Raw genomic sequence first — 17,252 nt, 5'->3', positions numbered from 1 at the left:
CACCTCGCCATGCGCACCGTCGCCCGCTCCGCCCTCACCCTCGCCTCCGCCGCCGCCCTCACCCTCGGCCTCGCCTCCACCGCCTCAGCCGCCACCACGCACCGCACCGTCACCGACGGCACCCGCACCTACAGCCTCTCCCTCACCGCCCCGAACACCGCCTCCGCCGCCGGCACCAACGTCACCGTGACCGGCTCCGGCTACAACCCCGACCAGGGCGTCTACGTGGGCCTCTGCGCGATACCCGCGGGGGTGAGCACCGCCGACCCCAGCACCTGGAACAGCAAGCCCACCCCCTGCCTCGGCGGCCAGGACGAGACCGGTACGACCGGCGCCTCCCACTGGGTGAACAGCGACTGGTACTGGATGTCCCCGTCGAACTCCTCCCCGTTCACGGAGTCCGGCGGCCTCGGCTCCTTCTCCGTCCAGATCCATGTCAAGGCGAAGATCTCCGACACCGTCACCTGCGGCCAGTCGGGTGTGACCTGCGCGATCGTCACCCGCGCGGACCACTTCGACAGCTCCGACCGGAAGTACGACGTGTACGTGCCGGTGACCTTCCAGTGAGAACCGCCCTTCTGACGACGGCCGCCGTGCTCGCCCTCACGGGCACGGCGGCCGTGCGGGCCACCACCCCGCCCCCCGCTCCGTTCCACGAGAACCTGCGCACGATCACCCCGGCCACCGGCAGCACCCTGGACGCCGAGGTCGACCCGGCCACGGACCGGCTGTACATCAGCAGCAGCGACGGCACGGCCCACCACCTCACGGTGTACGACACGGTCACCGGCGCCCCGGTCGGAGACCCGGTCGAACTCCCGTCCCCGGCCACGGTGATGGCCCTCGGCGCCCCCGGCACCCTCTACCTCGGCCTGTCCACCCGCATCGCCGTGTACGACACCGCGAACCGCACCGTCGCCGACCACCGGCTGCCGGTCGAGGGCAGCGTGAGCCTCCTGGCCGCCGACCCGGGGCAGGGACGGCTGTACGTCGGCAACCAGGCCGCCAAATCCGTCACCGTCTACGACACCGGAACCGGTACGGCCGTCGGCGCGCCCGTCGCCCTCCCCTTCCACCCGGCCGGACTCGCCGTGGACACCACCGGCCACACGGGGTACGCGACCTACGTCGGCGGCGCCGTCGAGAACGGCTCCGTCGTCTACCGGAACATCCTCAACGCCGTCGACGGCGCCACCGGCCGCCTCACCGGCACCGTCAGCCTGGGCACGACCGCCCTCGGCAGCATGGGCGTCACCGTCGACCCGGCCGGCCGCACGGGATACGTGGCCAACCTCGCCGCCGGTACGGTCTCGGTCGTCGACCTGGCCGAACTGAAGGTCACCGGCAGCCTCGCCGTCGACGGCAACCCGAAGGCCCTCGCGTACGACCCGGGGACCACGACCCTGTACGCGGCCCGGACCGGAGCCTCGTCCGTAGCGGTCGTCGACCCGGGATCGGGCACGGTGACGGAGACCGTCGCGACGGGCGAACGCCCGGCGGCACTGGCCCTGGACCCGACGGACCACACACTCTTCACGGTGGCGGGCGGCGCGGTGACCCAGACCCTACGGAAGACCCCGACGCCGCCGGAGCCGACACCGACCCAGGAACCGACGAGCCCGACCACGGGACCGACGGACCCGACACCCACCGCGACCACGACCACGCCGGCGCCCCCGACCCAGGAACCGACGGACCCGGCTCCGAGCCCGACGGGCACGTCACCGACACCCATACCCGCGCCCACCTCGACGTCCGCCTCACCGGCGACGACCGCCCCGACGCCGACGGACTCGACGTCGCCGGCCCCCACCTCGGGCGGCACCACCGGCGCCGGCGACAGCCCAGGAGACACCGGCACCGGCCCGATCGCCACGGACGACACCAGCCCCACCGGCGCCCTCGCCGCCACCGGCAGCCGCACCCTCCCCATCGCCCTCACCGCGGCGAGCCTCGCCGCCCTGGGCGGCACGGCCCTGGTCCTGACCCGCCGCCGCGCGGCACAGGAGGAGACGGCCACCACCCCCTAGACGCGCGCGGCACTCACACCCGACGCCGGCCCTGGCAGTCGCGCGCACACGACCATGGGCCCGACCGTTTCCGAACGGCCGGGCCCATGGTCCGTACGACCGCGACGGCTCACGCCTCCGCGATCACCACCGCGGACGCGACCCCCGCGTCATGGCTCAGCGACACGTGCCAGTGCTTCACGCCCAGCTCCGCCGCCCGTGCCGCCACGGTCCCGCTCACCCGCAGCCGCGGCTGACCGGTCCCCTCGACGTACACCTCGGCGTCCGTCCAGTGCAGCCCGCCCGGCGCACCGAGCGCCTTGGCGAGGGCCTCCTTCGCGGCGAACCGCACCGCGAGGGAGGCGGGCCCGCGCCGCTCGCCGCTGGGGAGCAGCAGCTCCCGTTCGACGAAGAGGCGCTGGAGCAGCCCCGGCGTCCTTTCGATCGACGCGGCGAACCGGTCGATCTCCGCCACGTCGATCCCCACCCCAATGATCATCTGTTCACACTCACCGATTCACGCTCATACGGACACACTCACTCCACGGTCACGGACTTTGCCAGGTTGCGCGGCTGGTCCACCTCGTTGCCCCGCGCGGTGGCCAGCTCGCAGGCGAAGACCTGGAGCGGCACCGTGGAGACCAGCGGCTGGAGCAGCGTAGGCGTGGCCGGGATGCGGACGAGGTGGTCGGCGTACGGGACGACCGCCTCGTCGCCCTCCTCCGCGATCACGATGGTCCGGGCTCCGCGGGCCCGGATCTCCTGGATGTTGGAGACGATCTTGTCGTGGAGGACGGAGCGGCCCTTGGGCGAGGGGACCACGACGACGACCGGCAGGTCCTCCTCGATGAGCGCGATCGGCCCGTGCTTCAGCTCACCGGCCGCGAAGCCCTCGGCGTGCATGTACGCGAGTTCCTTGAGCTTCAGGGCGCCTTCGAGGGCGACCGGGTAGCCGACGTGCCGGCCGAGGAAGAGGACGGTGTTCTTGTGGGCGAGGGAGCGGGCGAGGGCCCGGACGGGCTCCATGGTCTCCAGGACGCGCTCGACCTCGTCGCCGATCCTGGCCAGCTCGTGGACGACGGCGTGGATCTCGTCGCCCCACTTGGTGCCGCGCACCTGCCCGAGGTACAGCGCGAGGAGGTAGCAGGCCACCAGCTGCGTCAGGAAGGCCTTGGTGGAGGCGACGGCGACCTCGGGCCCGGCGTGGGTGTACAGCACCGCGTCGGACTCGCGCGGAATCGTCGACCCGTTCGTGTTGCAGACGGCGAGGACCTTCGCGCCCTGCTCACGGGCGTGCCGGAGTGCCATCAGGGTGTCCATGGTCTCGCCGGACTGGGAGATCGCGACGACCAGGGTGCGCTGGTTGAGGATCGGGTCGCGGTAGCGGAACTCACTGGCGAGCTCGACCTCGCAGGGGATCCGGGTCCAGTGCTCGATGGCGTACTTGGCGATGAGCCCGGCGTGGAAGGCGGTGCCGCAGGCGATGATGACGACCTTGTCGGCCTCGCGGAGCACGGCGTCGGGGATGCGCACCTCGTCGAGGCTGAGCCGGCCGGAGCCGTCGATCCGGCCGAGGAGGGTGTCGGCGACGGCCTTGGGCTGCTCGGCGATCTCCTTGAGCATGAAGTAGTCGTAGCCGCCCTTCTCGGCGGCCGAGGCGTCCCAGTCCACGTGGAAGGCCCGTACGTCGGCGGGCACCCCGTCGAAGTCGGTGACGGTGACGCCGTCCCTGGTCAGCTCGACGACCTGGTCCTGGCCGAGTTCGATCGCCGAACGGGTGTGGGCGATGAAGGCGGACACGTCGGAGGCGAGGAAGTTCTCGCCCTCGCCGACACCGACGACGAGCGGCGAGTTCCGGCGGGCGCCGACGACCACGTCCGGTTGGTCGGCGTGCACGGCGACCAGGGTGAACGCCCCGTCGAGCCGCCGGCACACGAGCCGCATGGCCTCCGCGAGGTCCCCGGCGGAGGAGAACTCCTCGGCGAGGAGGTGGGCCACGACCTCGGTGTCCGTCTCGGAGACCAGGTCGTGGCCGCGCTCGGCGAGCTCCTCGCGCAGGGCGGCGAAGTTCTCGATGATGCCGTTGTGGACGACGGCGACGCGCCCGGCGTTGTCCAGATGCGGGTGCGCGTTGGCGTCGGTCGGCCCGCCGTGGGTGGCCCAGCGGGTGTGTCCGATGCCCACGGATCCGCCGGCCAGCGGCCGGTCCACGAGCTCCTTCTCCAGGTTGACGAGCTTGCCCGCCTTCTTGGCCGCGGCCAGTCCTCCGTCGGAGAGCACCGCGACACCGGCCGAGTCGTAGCCCCGGTATTCGAGCCTCTTGAGGCCCGCGACCACCACATCAAGCGCCGACTGCCCGCCGACGTATCCCACGATTCCGCACATGGCGGCAGCCTACGGCGGAAGGTGCCCGGAGGGCCGGAGTCAGGACAGCTTGGCGGCCTGCGCGTCGATGATGGCCTGCGGCAGTGACTTGACGGCGCCGCCGAAGCTGAGGGTGTGGAACGAGGCGAGGGTGTTGCCCTTGCGGAAGACGACCAGCTTGGTGAGGAACGGCTTCCCGTCCACGTCGGTGGTGATCGTCCAGGCGAGCGCCTCGTCGCCGGCGGACGCGGTCTCGGGCGCGACCTTGACGATCTTCGTCTTCTCGCCGCCGCCGATCAGTGTGAAGCCGCCCGCGCAGTCGGTGCCCGCCGTCTTCAGCGAGGCGAAGGCCTCCTGGGCGCCCTGACCCTCGTACGCGCCGAGCGTCACGCCCGTCACCGGGGCGGCCAGCGCCCCGAGGGCCTCCTCCGGCGAGGCCGTCCCTTCGGTCTTCGGCATCTCGATGGCCTTGCGCTGCGCGCTCGCCGCCGGCTTTCCGGTGGCGATGGACGACATGCCGTCGGCGATCGGCTTGCAGGCGGGCTCGTCGGTGGAGACGGCGTCGGCCGCGAGGATGTCCGCGGGCTTGGCCTTCTGCACCTGGTAGCCCTTGAGATCGGCCTGCTCGACGATCGCCTTCTCCAGCTCGGCGGCGGACAGCGTCTCGGCGGCGGGCGCGCTCGTGGCGGAGGCACTGGGCGCACCGGTGGCCCCGCCCTTGTCGTCGCTCTTCTCCCCGCCACCGCAGGCGGTGACGAGCAGGGCGAAGGAGACGGCGGTGGCGGCGACCGCGGCGCTTCTCAGGGACGTACGCATGGGTGGTGGCCCTCTGTTCTCTTCGTGATCACTTCGCGCCGCCCGGAGACGGCTCCCCCCGCGTGAAGGACAGAAGCCCACGCGGCATCAGAAGGATCACCCTAGGGCAGCGGTCCGACAACGCATGGGGCGCGTGACCGACCCCACGGCCCACGAACCCCTTCGACCCCCGACAATGGCGGGGTGATCACTTCGCCGCCACGAAGCGCCAACGGGGCGACTCCCTACGTCGACCTCACCCGGGCCGAGTGGAGCGCCCTGCGCGACAAGACGCCGCTGCCCCTCACCGCCGAGGAGGTCGAGCGGCTCCGCGGGCTCGGGGACGTCATCGACCTCGACGAGGTGCGGGACGTCTACCTCCCCCTGTCCAGGCTGCTCAACCTGTACGTGAACGCCACCAGCGGTCTGCGGGGCGCCCTCAACACCTTCCTCGGCGAGAGCGCGGAGCAGCGGGGCACGCCCTTCGTCATAGGGGTCGCCGGTTCGGTCGCCGTCGGCAAGTCGACGGTCTCCCGCCTCCTCCAGGCCCTCCTCGCCCGCTGGCCGGAGCACCCGCGCGTGGAGCTGGTCACCACCGACGCCTTCCTCTACCCGATGGAGGAGCTGAAGGCCCGCGGCCTCATGTCCCGCAAGGGCTTCCCCGAGTCGTACGACCGCCGGGCCCTGACCCGGTTCGTCGCGGACATCAAGGCGGGCAAGGAGGAGGTCACGGCCCCCGTCTACTCGCACCTCATCTACGACCGCGTGCCCGGCGAGCGACTCGTCGTCCGCCGCCCGGACATCCTCATCGTGGAGGGGCTGAACGTCCTCCAGCCGGCCCTCCCCGGCAAGGACGGCCGCACCCGCGTCGGCCTCGCCGACTACTTCGACTTCTCGGTGTACGTGGACGCGCGCGCGGAGGACATCGAGCGCTGGTACCTCAACCGCTTCCGCAAGCTCCGCGACACCGCCTTCCAGAACCCCGACTCGTACTTCCAGCGCTACACCCAGGTCTCCGAGGACGAGGCCCTCGACTACGCCCGCACCATGTGGCGGACCATCAACAAGGTGAATCTCCTGGAGAACGTGGCCCCGACCCGCGGCCGGGCGACGCTCGTCGTCCGCAAGGGTCCGGACCACAAGGTGCAGCGGCTGAGCCTCCGCAAGCTCTGAGCTCCGTAAGCTCGGAGGATGTTGCATCTGCGCATGATCGTCCCGTCGGACCGCACCACGGCTGCGGTGGAGCTGATCGAGTCGACGGTCGGGACCACGCATCTCGTGGTGCTCCCCGGCGTGGCCAGGGACCCCGCCGGCGACGTGGTCATGTGCGACATGGCACGCGAGTCGGCCGACGAACTGCTGCACGGGCTGCGCGGCCTGAAGATCGATCAGGACGGGTCGATCGCGGTGGAGTCCATCGACCTGTCGATGTCCACACGGGCGGACGCGGCCGAGGAGGACGCGCCGGGCGAGGGCGCGGACGCCGTGATCTGGGAGCAGCTGGCTGAGGCGACCCACGAGGAGTCGACGCTCTCCTTCACCTATCTCTCCTTCATGGGCCTGGCGACGATGATCGCGGCCTGCGGTGTCGTCCTGGACAACGCGATCCTGATCGTGGGCGCCATGGCGGTCGGCCCGGAGTTCGGCCCGCTCGCCGGCGTGTGCACGGCGATCGTGCAGCGGGCCCCTCGACTGGCGGCCCGGTCCCTGACCGCGCTGCTCATCGGCTTCGTGACGGCGATCCTGGCAACGACGCTGTTCAGCCTGGTCATGGACGGGCTGAACCAGTTCAGCAAGGACATGCTGGACGCGGAGCGCCCGCAGACCAGTTTCATCTGGCAGCCGGACCTGTTCTCCTTCGTGGTGGCGCTCCTGGCGGGCGCGGCCGGCACCCTCTCCCTCACCTCGTCCAAGTCGGGCGCCCTGGTGGGGGTGGCGATCTCGGTGACCACGGTCCCGGCGGCGGCGAACGCGGCGGTGGCGCTCAGCTACGGCGAGGTCGGCCAGATGTGGGGGTCGATCTGGCAGCTGCTGCTCAACCTGCTGGGCATCATCCTGGCGGGCACGGCGACCCTGGCCCTCCAGCAGCGCCTGTGGCGGACCCAGCGCGGCCGTCTGAAGCGCCGCCTGCGGCGCGGCTGACTCCGGCACCACGCACGAGGGACTCGTATCCCGGCACGACGCACTACGCACGAGGGACCCGTACACGGAAGAGGCCCCGCCGCACCGGAATCCGGTACGGCGGGGCCTCCCGCGCAAGCATGACGGTGCCTCAGAAAGACTAGCCCAGCGCCGACTTCACGACGTCCGCGAGGCGCTGCGCCACCCCGCGCGCCTGCTCGATGTCGGCGGCCTCGACCATGACGCGGACCAGCGGCTCGGTGCCGGAGGGGCGCAGCAGGACGCGGCCGGTGGAGCCGAGCTCCTGCTCGGCGGCGGTGACCGCGGCGGCGAGGTCGCCGGAGGTCTTCACCCGGGACTTGTCGACGTCGGGGACGTTGATGAGGATCTGCGGCAGCCGCTCCATCACCCCGGCCAGGTCCGCGAGCGACTTGCCGGTGGCGGCGACCCGGGCGGCCAGCATGAGGCCGGTGAGGGTGCCGTCGCCGGTGGTGGCGTGGTCGAGCACGATGACGTGCCCGGACTGCTCGCCGCCGAGCGCGAAGCCGCTCTCCTTCATGGACTCCAGGACGTAGCGGTCACCGACCGCCGTCTGGACGAGGTTCAGGCCCTCGCGCTCCATGGCGAGCTTGAAGCCCAGGTTGGACATGACGGTCGCGACGACGGTGTCCCCGCGCAGGGCGCCGGACTCGCGCATGGCGAGGGCGAGCACGGCGAGGATCTGGTCGCCGTCGACCTCGTTGCCCTCGGCGTCCACCGCGAGGCAGCGGTCGGCGTCGCCGTCGTGGGCGATGCCCAGGTCGGCGCCGTGCTCGACGACGGCGGCCTTGAGCAGCCCGAGGTGGGTGGAGCCGCAGCCGTCGTTGATGTTGAGGCCGTCCGGCTCGGCGCCGATGGTGACGATCTCGGCACCGGCCCGGGTGAAGGCCTCGGGCGAGACGCGGGCGGCGGCGCCGTGGGCCTCGTCGAGGACGACCTTCAGACCTTCGAGACGGTTGGGGAGGACGGCCATGAGGTGGGAGACGTAGGTCTCGAAGCCCTCGTCGTAGTCACGGACGCGGCCGACGCCGGAACCGGTTGGACGCTCCCAGGGGGCGCCGGTGCGGTGCTCCTCGTAGACGGACTCGATCTTGTCCTCAAGGTCGTCGGCGAGCTTGTGGCCACCGCGCGCGAAGAACTTGATGCCGTTGTCGGGCATGGCGTTGTGGCTGGCGGAGAGCATCACGCCGAGGTCGGCACCGAGGACACCGGTGAGGTGGGCCACGGCCGGGGTGGGAAGCACGCCGACGCGCAGGACGTCGACACCGGCGCTGGCGAGCCCGGCCACGACTGCCGCTTCGAGGAACTCTCCGGACGCGCGGGGGTCACGCCCGACCACGGCGGTCGGCCGATGGCCCTCGAAGGTGCCCGCCTCGGCAAGCACGTGCGCCGCCGCGACCGACAGGCCGAGCGCGAGCTCCGCCGTCAGGTCCGCGTTGGCCACACCGCGTACGCCGTCCGTGCCGAAGAGTCGTCCCACAGCTGTCCTCCGAGAAATACGTGCCCAAGCTGATGAAAGAAGAAAGTGGTGAAGAAGAAAGAGGTTATGAAAAAACGTACGCCCCGACGGCACGGGCAGTGCCGCCGGGGCGTACGAAAGCAGACCGAGCAGGCGATTAACGCTTGCTGTACTGCGGAGCCTTACGGGCCTTCTTGAGACCGGCCTTCTTGCGCTCGACCGCACGGTCGTCGCGGGAGAGGAAGCCGGCCTTCTTCAGCGCCGGGCGGTTGTTCTCGACGTCCGCCTCGTTCAGCGCACGGGCCACACCGAGGCGCAGGGCGCCGGCCTGGCCGGAGACACCGCCACCCGCGATGCGGGCGATGACGTCGTAGCGGTTGTCGAGCTCGAGCACCTTGAAGGGCTCGTTGACTTCCTGCTGGTGCACCTTGTTGGGGAAGTAGTCCTCAAGGGTGCGACCGTTGATCTTCCACTTGCCGGTGCCCGGAACGATCCGGACGCGGGCAATGGCGTTCTTGCGACGGCCCAGGCCGGCGGCCGGCTGCGGGTCGCCGAAGCGGGACGCGAGCGACTCGGAGGTGTACTCACCCTCGACGAGCTCGGTCTCGGTGGTGTACTCCTCAACGCCCTCGAACTCGTCGACGGGGGTCTCGGGGGTGGTCTCGGCCACGATGCTCCTCAGATTTCTTTCGTTCTTAGGGGGTGTGGCCGGAACTACTGCGCGACCTGGGTGATCTCGAACGGAACCGGCTGCTGCGCAGCGTGCGGGTGGTTCTCGCCCGCGTAGACCTTCAGCTTCGAGATCATCTGACGGCCCAGGGTGTTCTTGGGGATCATGCCCTTGATGGCCTTCTCGACGGCCTTCTCCGGGTTCTTGGAGAGCAGCTCGTCGTAACGGACCGAGCGCAGACCACCCGGGAAGCCGGAGTGGCGGTACGCCAGCTTCTGGGTCTTCTTGTTGCCGGACAGGTGGACCTTGTCAGCGTTGATGATGATGACGAAGTCGCCCATGTCCATGTGGGGCGCGTAAACCGGCTTGTGCTTGCCTCGCAGGAGGTTCGCAGCCGTGGTCGCCAGACGGCCCAGGACGATGTCCTGCGCGTCGATGATGTGCCACTGGCGAGTGACATCGCCGGGCTTGGGGCTGTACGTACGCACTTCGTAGCCTTCGCTTCTTCAGTGGATGGAGTCCAGACACACCTGAAGCGATCATGCAGCTGGGGCCTGCACTGCCGGGAACGACGCCCGTATGCGAGCCACTGGTAACTGCTCCAGGGAACCTGCGTAAAGGCCCTTCGCGTGAAAACGACGAAGCCAATACGCATAACAAACCGCAACACTACCCGCGCTCCCCCCGACGGGTCAAAACGCCGAGAGACACCAGGTCACCGCGCCCGGCCGACCCGCCGACCGCCCCAGGTCAGCGCGCCCGCTCGACCCGCCGCTCGTCCCACACCGGTTCCGTGGTTTCCCGTACGACCCCGTCCGACCCGAAGACCAGGAAGCGGTCGAAGCTCTTCGCGAACCACCGGTCGTGGGTCACGGCCAGCACCGTCCCGTCGTACGACTCCAGACCGTCCTGCAGGGCCTCCGCCGACTCCAGGTCCAGGTTGTCCGTCGGCTCGTCGAGGAGCAGCGCCGTCGTGCCCTGCAGCTCCATGAGCAGGATCTGGAACCGCGCCTGCTGCCCGCCCGAGAGCTTGTCGAAGGGCTGGTCGCCCTGCCGCTCCAGCTCGTAGCGCCGCAGCATCGACATGGCCCCGCCGCGGTCCTTGGCGTGCTCGGTCCACAGGATGTCGACGAGCGGCCGGCCGGTCAGCTCCGGGTGCGCGTGGGTCTGGGCGAAGTGCCCCGGCACCACCCGGGCGCCCAGCTTCCACGCACCCGTGTGGGCGACGGACGGGTCCCCCGCGAGCAGCCGCAGGAAGTGCGACTTGCCCGACCCGTTCGAGCCGAGGACGCCGACCCGCTCGCCGTAGAAGATCTCCAGCGAGAACGGCTTCATCAGCCCGGTCAGCTCAAGGTTCTCGCAGGTCACAGCACGCACACCGGTGCGGCCGCCACGCAGCCGCATCTTGATGTCCTGCTCGCGCGGCGGCTCCGGCGGCGGCCCCGCCTCCTCGAACTTCCGCAGCCGGGTCTGCGCCGCCGCGTACCGCGAGGCCATGTCGTGGCTGACCGCGGCCGCCTGCCGCAGGTTGAGGACGAGCTTCTTCAGCTGGGCGTGCTTCTCCTCCCAGCGCCGCTTCAGCTCCTCGAAGCGCGCGAACCGCTCCCGACGCGCCTCGTGGAAGGTGTCGAAACCGCCACCGTGCACCCACACGTCCGAGCCGGCCGGGCCGGGCTCGACCGCGACGATCTTCTGCGCGCCCCGGGACAGCAGCTCCCGGTCGTGAGAGATGAACAACACGGTCTTACGGGTCTCCCGCAGCCGTTCCTCCAGCCACCGCTTGCCGGGGACGTCGAGATAGTTGTCCGGCTCGTCGAGGAGCAGCACCTCGTCGGCGCCGCGCAGCAGCGACTCCAGGACGAGCCGCTTCTGCTCACCGCCGGAGAGCGTCCTGACCTCCCGGAACTGCGCCTTCTCGTACGGGACGCCGAGCGCGGCCATCGTGCAGACGTCCCAGAGGGTCTCGGCCTCGTACCCCTGCACGTCGGCCCAGTCGCTGAGGGCCTGCGCGTACTTCATCTGCGCGGCCTCGTCGTCGACGGTCATGATCAGGTGCTCGGCCTCGTCGACGGCCTTCGCGGCCTCCCTGATCCGGGGCTGCGCCACCGAGACCAGCAGGTCACGGACGGTGGACTCGTCCCGTACGGAGCCGACGAACTGCGGCATCACGCCGAGCCCGCCGCTGACGGTGACGGAGCCGCCGTGCGGCTGGAGCTCTCCGGAGATCAGCCGGAGCAGTGTGGTCTTTCCGGCGCCGTTGGCCCCGACGAGGGCGACGACGGCGCCCTCACCGACCCGGAAGGAGGCGTCCCCGAGCAGGATCCTCCCGTCGGGCAGGTAGTACTCAAGATGCGCGGCCTCGACATGTCCCATGAGGTGCATTGTCGCCGCCCGCGTCCGTCCGGCCCAACCGGTTTAGGATGCGCGGCATGAGCTTTGGGGGACCGCAGTGGCCGCAAGAGCCGCAGCAGGGCGGGCAGCAGGGGTACGGACAGCAGCCGGGGCAGCAGGGATACGGCGGGCAGCCCGGCCACGGACAGCAGGGCTACGGGCAGCAGGGCTACGGCGAGCAGCCGAGCCCCTTCCCGGGCGCGCAGGGACCCCAGGACCCCTTCCCGGGGGCCCAGGGCGGCGGCACCCCCGACTGGGGCGCCCTGGCCGACGCCTCGGCCTCCCGTAACCGGCGCAAGCGCTGGCTGATGATCGGCGGCGGAGCCGTGGCCGCCCTGGTCGTCGGCGCGATCGTCGCCACCGCCGTGGTCGCGAGCGGCAAGAAGGACGACGAGGCCAAGAACGGCGGGGTGCCGACCGGCACGGTCTCCCCCACCGCGGCGCCGACCCCCGAGCCGACCTTCTCCTCGGTGGCGCCGCCGCCCCCGCCGAACCCGAAGGACTACATCTCGGACCCGAAGAAGGACAAGGCCCCGCTCTCCGCGGAGGGCCTCTTCCCGGGCAAGAAGCTGACGATGAACAAGCGCCCGTACAAGAAGGGCGCGACGTCGGCGACCACCAACTGCGCCGCCGTCACCCAGGGCGGCCTCGGCGCCGTCCTGAAGAAGAACGGCTGCCAGAAGGTGCTCCGCGCCACCTACGTGAAGGACGGCATGGCGATCACCGTCGGCGTCGCCGTCTTCCCCTCGGAGGCCGCCGCCCTCAAGGCGAAGAGCCAGGCCACCGGCGGCATCGCCCCGCTGACCGGCGCGGGCGTGCGTGACTTCTGCCACGCCACGGTCTGCCTCCGCCGCTCGAACTCCATCGGCCGGTACGCCTACTTCACCCAGGCCGGCTTCGCCAACGGCAAGAAGGTCACCAAGGCCGACAAGCCGATCTTCCAGGCCAGCGACGACCTCGGCACCTTCGCCTTCAACCAGATCTACGCCCGCGGCCGCGCCCAGGCCTCAGCAGCAGCCGGCGCTCCCGGGGAGTGACCGCTTGTTCCTGGCCGCCAGATTGCGGGCGGCCAGGAGCTCGTCGGCCGGGTAGCCGACCTCTTCGAGCGTGAGCCCGTGCGGCCGTACGACGTGCACGGCGGAGTCCCGGACACCGGCCGCGAGGACCTTGCCCGGCCAGTCCACCGGCCGGTGCCCGTCGCCGACGAAGAGCATGGCGCCGACCAGCGAGCGGACCATGTTGTGGCAGAAGGCGTCCGCCTTCACGGTGGCTTCCATCACGCCGTCGGGGCGGCGCACCCAGCGCAGTTCCTGGAGCGTGCGGATGGTGGTGGCGCCCTCGCGCTTCTTGCAGTACGCGGCGAAGTCGTGCTCGCCGACGAGCGCGGCGGCGGCCTCGTTCATGGCGTCCATGTCGAGGGCCCAGTCGTGCCACAGGACGTGTCCGCGCTGCAGCGGGTCGACCCCGCCGGGGTTGTCGGTGACGCGGTAGGCGTAACGGCGCCAGATCGCGGAGAAACGGGCGTTGAAGCCGCTCGGGGCCTCGGTCAGGGACCAGACCCGCACATCGTGCGAGAGGCGCCCCGCGAGCCGCCTGAGCAGCTTGTCGCGGTGCTCGGCCCACAGCTCGACGGGCAGGTCGACATGGGCGACCTGGCCGCGCGCGTGCACCCCGGAGTCCGTCCGGCCGGCCACGGTCAGCTCGTACGTCTCCTGGGACCGGGTCACGGTCCGCAGGGCGGCCTCGATGTCCCCCTGCACCGTCCGCTGCCCCTGGGACTGCTTGGCCCAGCCGGAGAAGTCCTTGCCGTCGTACGACAGGTCAAGCCGAACCCGTACGAAACCGTCCTGCACGTCATCGCTCACGCGGAGATCCTCTCAAACACACGGGAACGGGCCCGCACCCCAAGGGGGTACGGGCCCGCACACGAGAAACGTCGGAAAAACGCTTACGCGTCCTTCGACTCCTCGGCCGGAGCCTCGGCGGCCGCGTCGGCCTCCTTGACGGCGCGCACGGTGGCGGCCTCGGCCTCGGCGACGGTCGCCTTCTTGGCGATCTCGCCCTCGACCAGCTCGATCACGGCCATCGGGGCGTTGTCGCCACGACGGTTGCCGATCTTGGTGATGCGGGTGTAGCCACCGGGGCGCTCCGTGTAACGCGGGGCGATCTCGGTGAAGAGGGTGTGGACGATGCCCTTGTCGGTGATCGTCTGCAGCACCAGGCGACGGTTGTGGATGTCGCCCTTCTTCGCCTTGGTGATCAGGCGCTCGGCGACCGGACGCAGGCGACGGGCCTTGGCCTCGGTGGTGGTGATGCGGCCGTGCTCGAAGAGCGACTTCGCCAGGTTGGCGAGGAGCAGCTTCTCGTGCGCGGCGGAACCGCCGAGGCGGGCACCCTTCGCGGGACGCGGCATGGTGTTTCTCCTTGTGATCTGCACCGGCCGTATGAGGTACCGATGTCAGTGTCCGAGCGGGCGAGTGCCCGTCGAAGACCCCGCGCTCCCGAAGGGGCGCGGGGAACTGCGGGGCCGACCGAAGCCGGCCCGCAGCAAAATCTGGACCGTCAGGCCCGAGCTACTAGTACTGCTCGGTCTCGACGAAGCCCGCGTCCGCGTCGTCGTCGGCGCCGAAGGCGTCGGCGGCGGCGGTCGGGTCGAAGCCGGGGGGCGAGTCCTTCAGCGCGAGGCCCATACCGGCCAGCTTCGCCTTGACCTCGTCGATCGACTTCGCACCGAAGTTGCGGATGTCGAGCAGGTCCGCCTCGGAGCGGGCGACGAGCTCACCCACGGAGTGGATGCCCTCGCGCTTGAGGCAGTTGTACGAACGAACGGTGAGCTCGAGCTCCTCGATCGGCAGCGCCAGGTCGGCGGCAAGGGCGGCGTCCGTGGGGGACGGGCCCATGTCGATGCCCTCGGCGTCGATGTTGAGCTCGCGCGCCAGACCGAACAGCTCGACCAGGGTCTTACCGGCGGACGCCATGGCGTCACGCGGGCGCATGGCCTGCTTGGTCTCGACGTCGACGATCAGCTTGTCGAAGTCGGTGCGCTGCTCGACACGGGTCGCCTCGACCTTGTACGTGACCTTGAGCACCGGGGAGTAGATGGAGTCGACCGGAATGCGACCGATCTCCTGGCCCACCTGCTTGTTCTGCACGGCGGAGACGTAGCCGCGACCGCGCTCGACGGTCAGCTCCATCTCCAGCTTGCCCTTGCCGTTGAGCGTGGCGAGGACGAGGTCGGGGTTGTGCACCTCGACACCGGCCGGGGGCGCGATGTCGGCGGCGGTGACCAGACCCGGGCCCTGCTTGCGCAGGTACATCACGACCGGCTCGTCGTGCTCCGAGGAGACGACCAGCTGCTTGATGTTGAGGATGAGGTCGGTCACGTCCTCCTTGACGCCCGGCACGGTGGTGAACTCGTGCAGGACACCGTCGATGCGGATGCTGGTGACAGCGGCACCCGGGATCGAGGAGAGGAGGGTACGGCGGAGCGAGTTGCCGAGGGTGTAGCCGAAGCCCGGCTCCAGCGGCTCGATGACGAACCGGGAGCGGAACTCGTCGACGACCTCTTCGGTCAGCGACGGACGCTGAGCGATAAGCATGTGTTCAATCCTTCAGTCGTGGACGCCCACTATTTGACGCCCGACGGAGTGCTGCGTACTGCGTACTGCAAGGGTACGGGCGGCACGGTCCGAAGAGCCGTACCGCCCGAAGTCCTCAGTCAAGCAGCCGTGCGTCAGACGCGGCGGCGCTTGGGGGGACGGCAGCCGTTGTGCGGCGTGGGGGTGACGTCCTGGATCGAACCGACCTCGAGGCCCGTGGCCTGGAGGGAGCGGATCGCGGTCTCGCGGCCGGAGCCCGGACCCTTGACGAAGACGTCAACCTTGCGCATGCCGTGCTCCTGCGCGCGGCGAGCGGCCGACTCGGCGGCCATCTGCGCGGCGAACGGGGTCGACTTGCGTGAGCCCTTGAAGCCGACGTGGCCGGCGGAGGCCCAGGAGATCACGTTGCCCGCGGGGTCCGTGATCGAGACGATGGTGTTGTTGAACGTGCTCTTGATGTGAGCGTGCCCGTGAGCGACGTTCTTCTTTTCCTTGCGGCGCACCTTCTTGGCAGCGCCCTGACGACCCTTGGGGGGCATCTATAACTCCTACGGGAGGTGGTCGGTCCTACAGCGAAGACCGCTTGGTCAAGCGTCCGCTGAGGACTACTTCTTGCCCGGCTTCTTCTTGCCGGCGATGGCGCGACGCGGGCCCTTGCGGGTACGAGCGTTCGTGCTGGTGCGCTGGCCGCGGACGGGCAGGCCACGACGGTGGCGCAGACCCTGGTAGCAGCCGATCTCGACCTTGCGGCGGATGTCGGCGGCGATCTCGCGGCGGAGGTCACCCTCGGTCTGGAGGTTGGCGTCCACGTACTCGCGGATCTTGACGAGGTCTTCCTCGGCAAGGTCGCGGACACGGGTGGACGGGTTCACGCCGGTCGCGACGAGGATCTCCTCGGACCGGGTACGCCCGATACCGAAGACGTAGGTGAGTGCGACCACCACACGCTTTTCGCGCGGGATGTCAACACCGGAAACGCGTGCCATTCAATGGCTCCTGTGTTCTCGGGGGTCTGCTGCAGAACCGTTCCCGGCTGCCGTATGAGGTACAGGTCGGGTCCCCGGCCCCCGCCGGAGGTGCCGTCAACCGTGAATCACGGTCCGACGGGCTCTGCGTATGTACGTATTGCTATGCGTCGCGCGAAGAACTGCGAAGTTGCAGGTCGGTCGGCGTGCGTCAGCCCTGGCGCTGCTTGTGGCGCAGGTTGTCGCAAATGACCATGACCCGGCCGTGACGGCGGATCACCTTGCACTTGTCGCAGATCTTCTTGACGCTCGGCTTGACCTTCATGGGTGTGAGGTTCTCCGGGTCAGTGCCACCACCCGCGCGTGAAGGCGGGGTGCGGGCAAGATCTACTTGTACCGGTAGACGATCCGGCCACGCGTCAGGTCGTACGGAGAAAGCTCCACCACGACCCGGTCGTCCGGAAGGATTCGGATGTAGTGCATCCGCATCTTGCCGGAGATGTGCGCGAGGACCTTGTGACCGTTCTGGAGCTCCACCCTGAACATGGCGTTCGGGAGGGACTCGATCACGGTGCCCTCGATTTCGATGGCACCTTGCTTCTTGGCCACGCTTCGCCTTTCGAATCGGCTACCTTGATCGACTCTCGTCGCCGTATGCGGACACACGGGTACACGAGAGCCGACGCATCAGTCTACGTCAGGCCCCAGGAAAAGACGAATCGGGAAGTCTGCCCACCCGAACTGATCCTTACGCAAGGCACCACGCCGTAGAAACTTCAAAGCTACTCCTGAGCGAACGACACCGCTCCGCCCCGCTACCCCAGCGGGTCGCGCCGGCCT

Annotated in this window: 19 protein-coding genes; 5 read left to right on the top strand and 14 right to left on the bottom strand. The window is 70.0% G+C overall.

Features of this window, described 5'->3' with window-relative positions; all coding sequences use genetic code 11:
- Positions 1-9: 9 nt before the first annotated feature.
- Complete coding sequence (locus OG514_RS17050) at positions 10-567, top strand: hypothetical protein (protein ID WP_266895482.1); 558 nt, start codon at positions 10-12, stop codon at positions 565-567.
- Complete coding sequence (locus tag OG514_RS17045) at positions 564-2,030, top strand: hypothetical protein (protein ID WP_266895480.1); 1,467 nt, start codon at positions 564-566, stop codon at positions 2,028-2,030. Before OG514_RS17050 ends, OG514_RS17045 begins: the two co-directional genes overlap by 4 nt.
- Before the next feature lie 109 nt (positions 2,031-2,139).
- Here OG514_RS17045 and OG514_RS17040 read toward each other — a convergent pair whose 3' ends face one another.
- From OG514_RS17040 to OG514_RS17030, 3 genes are read right to left on the bottom strand one after another with little or no spacing between them, the layout of a single operon-like run.
- Complete coding sequence (locus OG514_RS17040) at positions 2,140-2,508, bottom strand: holo-ACP synthase (RefSeq protein ID WP_266895479.1); 369 nt, start codon at positions 2,506-2,508, stop codon at positions 2,140-2,142.
- Between the two features lie 38 nt (positions 2,509-2,546).
- Positions 2,547-4,394 (bottom strand): glutamine--fructose-6-phosphate transaminase (isomerizing), encoded by a 1,848-nt coding sequence (gene glmS, locus OG514_RS17035; RefSeq protein ID WP_266895476.1) that lies wholly within the window; start codon positions 4,392-4,394, stop codon positions 2,547-2,549.
- Between the two features lie 39 nt (positions 4,395-4,433).
- Positions 4,434-5,189: a hypothetical protein gene (locus OG514_RS17030; protein ID WP_266895473.1), complete on the bottom strand. Its 756-nt coding sequence runs from the start codon at positions 5,187-5,189 to the stop codon at positions 4,434-4,436.
- A gap of 183 nt (positions 5,190-5,372) precedes the next feature.
- Here OG514_RS17030 and coaA point away from each other — a divergent pair, with 183 nt between their 5' ends.
- Together coaA and OG514_RS17020 are read left to right on the top strand one after the other, a co-directional pair.
- A complete protein-coding gene (gene coaA, locus OG514_RS17025) occupies positions 5,373-6,341 on the top strand; it encodes a type I pantothenate kinase (protein ID WP_266895470.1) in 969 nt (322 codons plus the stop codon).
- A gap of 18 nt (positions 6,342-6,359) precedes the next feature.
- The gene (locus OG514_RS17020) at positions 6,360-7,310 is read left to right on the top strand and encodes a DUF389 domain-containing protein (protein WP_266895468.1); all 951 of its coding nucleotides are present in this window, start codon (positions 6,360-6,362) and stop codon (positions 7,308-7,310) included.
- Between the two features lie 139 nt (positions 7,311-7,449).
- Here OG514_RS17020 and glmM read toward each other — a convergent pair whose 3' ends face one another.
- The 4 genes from glmM to OG514_RS17000 form a co-directional block, all read right to left on the bottom strand.
- A complete protein-coding gene (gene glmM, locus OG514_RS17015) occupies positions 7,450-8,808 on the bottom strand; it encodes a phosphoglucosamine mutase (protein WP_266895466.1) in 1,359 nt (452 codons plus the stop codon).
- A gap of 136 nt (positions 8,809-8,944) precedes the next feature.
- The gene (rpsI, locus tag OG514_RS17010; protein WP_015035601.1) at positions 8,945-9,457 is read right to left on the bottom strand and encodes a 30S ribosomal protein S9; all 513 of its coding nucleotides are present in this window, start codon (positions 9,455-9,457) and stop codon (positions 8,945-8,947) included.
- A gap of 44 nt (positions 9,458-9,501) precedes the next feature.
- Entirely contained in the window at positions 9,502-9,945 is a 444-nt protein-coding gene (rplM, locus tag OG514_RS17005; protein ID WP_030318630.1) for a 50S ribosomal protein L13, read from the bottom strand.
- 262 nt (positions 9,946-10,207) lie between these two features.
- Positions 10,208-11,830: an ABC-F family ATP-binding cassette domain-containing protein gene (locus tag OG514_RS17000; RefSeq protein ID WP_266895463.1), complete on the bottom strand. Its 1,623-nt coding sequence runs from the start codon at positions 11,828-11,830 to the stop codon at positions 10,208-10,210.
- A gap of 56 nt (positions 11,831-11,886) precedes the next feature.
- On the opposite strand from OG514_RS17000, the gene OG514_RS16995 reads away from it, so the two are divergent.
- Positions 11,887-12,885, top strand: coding sequence for a hypothetical protein (locus tag OG514_RS16995; protein WP_266895461.1), 999 nt, complete (start codon positions 11,887-11,889; stop codon positions 12,883-12,885).
- Here OG514_RS16995 and truA read toward each other — a convergent pair.
- The 7 genes from truA to infA form a co-directional block, all read right to left on the bottom strand.
- Positions 12,856-13,713: a tRNA pseudouridine(38-40) synthase TruA gene (gene truA / locus OG514_RS16990; protein WP_266895459.1), complete on the bottom strand. Its 858-nt coding sequence runs from the start codon at positions 13,711-13,713 to the stop codon at positions 12,856-12,858. The two genes, OG514_RS16995 and truA, sit on opposite strands and share 30 nt — an antisense overlap.
- Before the next feature lie 83 nt (positions 13,714-13,796).
- On the bottom strand, positions 13,797-14,261 hold the full coding sequence (gene rplQ / locus OG514_RS16985; RefSeq protein WP_266895457.1) for a 50S ribosomal protein L17: 465 nt from the start codon (positions 14,259-14,261) through the stop codon (positions 13,797-13,799).
- A gap of 163 nt (positions 14,262-14,424) precedes the next feature.
- Positions 14,425-15,447 (bottom strand): DNA-directed RNA polymerase subunit alpha, encoded by a 1,023-nt coding sequence (locus OG514_RS16980; protein ID WP_003966937.1) that lies wholly within the window; start codon positions 15,445-15,447, stop codon positions 14,425-14,427.
- Positions 15,448-15,581: 134 nt separating this feature from the next.
- Entirely contained in the window at positions 15,582-15,986 is a 405-nt protein-coding gene (rpsK, locus tag OG514_RS16975; RefSeq protein ID WP_006376016.1) for a 30S ribosomal protein S11, read from the bottom strand.
- 66 nt (positions 15,987-16,052) lie between these two features.
- A complete protein-coding gene (rpsM, locus tag OG514_RS16970; protein ID WP_266895455.1) occupies positions 16,053-16,433 on the bottom strand; it encodes a 30S ribosomal protein S13 in 381 nt (126 codons plus the stop codon).
- A 190-nt stretch (positions 16,434-16,623) separates the two neighbouring features.
- Positions 16,624-16,737 carry a 50S ribosomal protein L36 gene (gene rpmJ / locus OG514_RS16965; RefSeq protein ID WP_003956441.1) on the bottom strand — a complete coding sequence of 38 codons (114 nt, stop codon included), beginning with the start codon at positions 16,735-16,737 and terminating at the stop codon, positions 16,624-16,626.
- Between the two features lie 62 nt (positions 16,738-16,799).
- Positions 16,800-17,021, bottom strand: a complete 222-nt coding sequence (infA, locus tag OG514_RS16960; protein ID WP_014047798.1) for a translation initiation factor IF-1 — start codon at positions 17,019-17,021, stop codon at positions 16,800-16,802.
- Positions 17,022-17,252 lie beyond the last annotated feature (231 nt).

It is taken from the genome of Streptomyces sp. NBC_00572, from assembly GCF_026341815.1.
Lineage (GTDB): Bacteria > Actinomycetota > Actinomycetes > Streptomycetales > Streptomycetaceae > Streptomyces.
This window is presented reverse-complemented; position numbering and strand designations above follow the sequence as displayed.

Coding starts and splice junctions, on each gene's coding strand:
- OG514_RS17000 (WP_266895463.1), bottom strand. CDS start 11,830: ATGGGACATGTCGAGGCCGCGCATCTTGAGTACTACCTGCCCGACGGG.
- OG514_RS17050 (WP_266895482.1), top strand. CDS start 10: ATGCGCACCGTCGCCCGCTCCGCCCTCACCCTCGCCTCCGCCGCCGCC.
- OG514_RS17040 (WP_266895479.1), bottom strand. CDS start 2,508: ATGATCATTGGGGTGGGGATCGACGTGGCGGAGATCGACCGGTTCGCC.
- OG514_RS17030 (WP_266895473.1), bottom strand. CDS start 5,189: ATGCGTACGTCCCTGAGAAGCGCCGCGGTCGCCGCCACCGCCGTCTCC.
- OG514_RS16980 (WP_003966937.1), bottom strand. CDS start 15,447: ATGCTTATCGCTCAGCGTCCGTCGCTGACCGAAGAGGTCGTCGACGAG.
- rplQ (WP_266895457.1), bottom strand. CDS start 14,261: ATGCCGCGTCCCGCGAAGGGTGCCCGCCTCGGCGGTTCCGCCGCGCAC.
- rpsK (WP_006376016.1), bottom strand. CDS start 15,986: ATGCCCCCCAAGGGTCGTCAGGGCGCTGCCAAGAAGGTGCGCCGCAAG.
- OG514_RS17020 (WP_266895468.1), top strand. CDS start 6,360: ATGTTGCATCTGCGCATGATCGTCCCGTCGGACCGCACCACGGCTGCG.
- glmS (WP_266895476.1), bottom strand. CDS start 4,394: ATGTGCGGAATCGTGGGATACGTCGGCGGGCAGTCGGCGCTTGATGTG.
- rpmJ (WP_003956441.1), bottom strand. CDS start 16,737: ATGAAGGTCAAGCCGAGCGTCAAGAAGATCTGCGACAAGTGCAAGGTG.
- rpsM (WP_266895455.1), bottom strand. CDS start 16,433: ATGGCACGCGTTTCCGGTGTTGACATCCCGCGCGAAAAGCGTGTGGTG.
- OG514_RS16995 (WP_266895461.1), top strand. CDS start 11,887: ATGAGCTTTGGGGGACCGCAGTGGCCGCAAGAGCCGCAGCAGGGCGGG.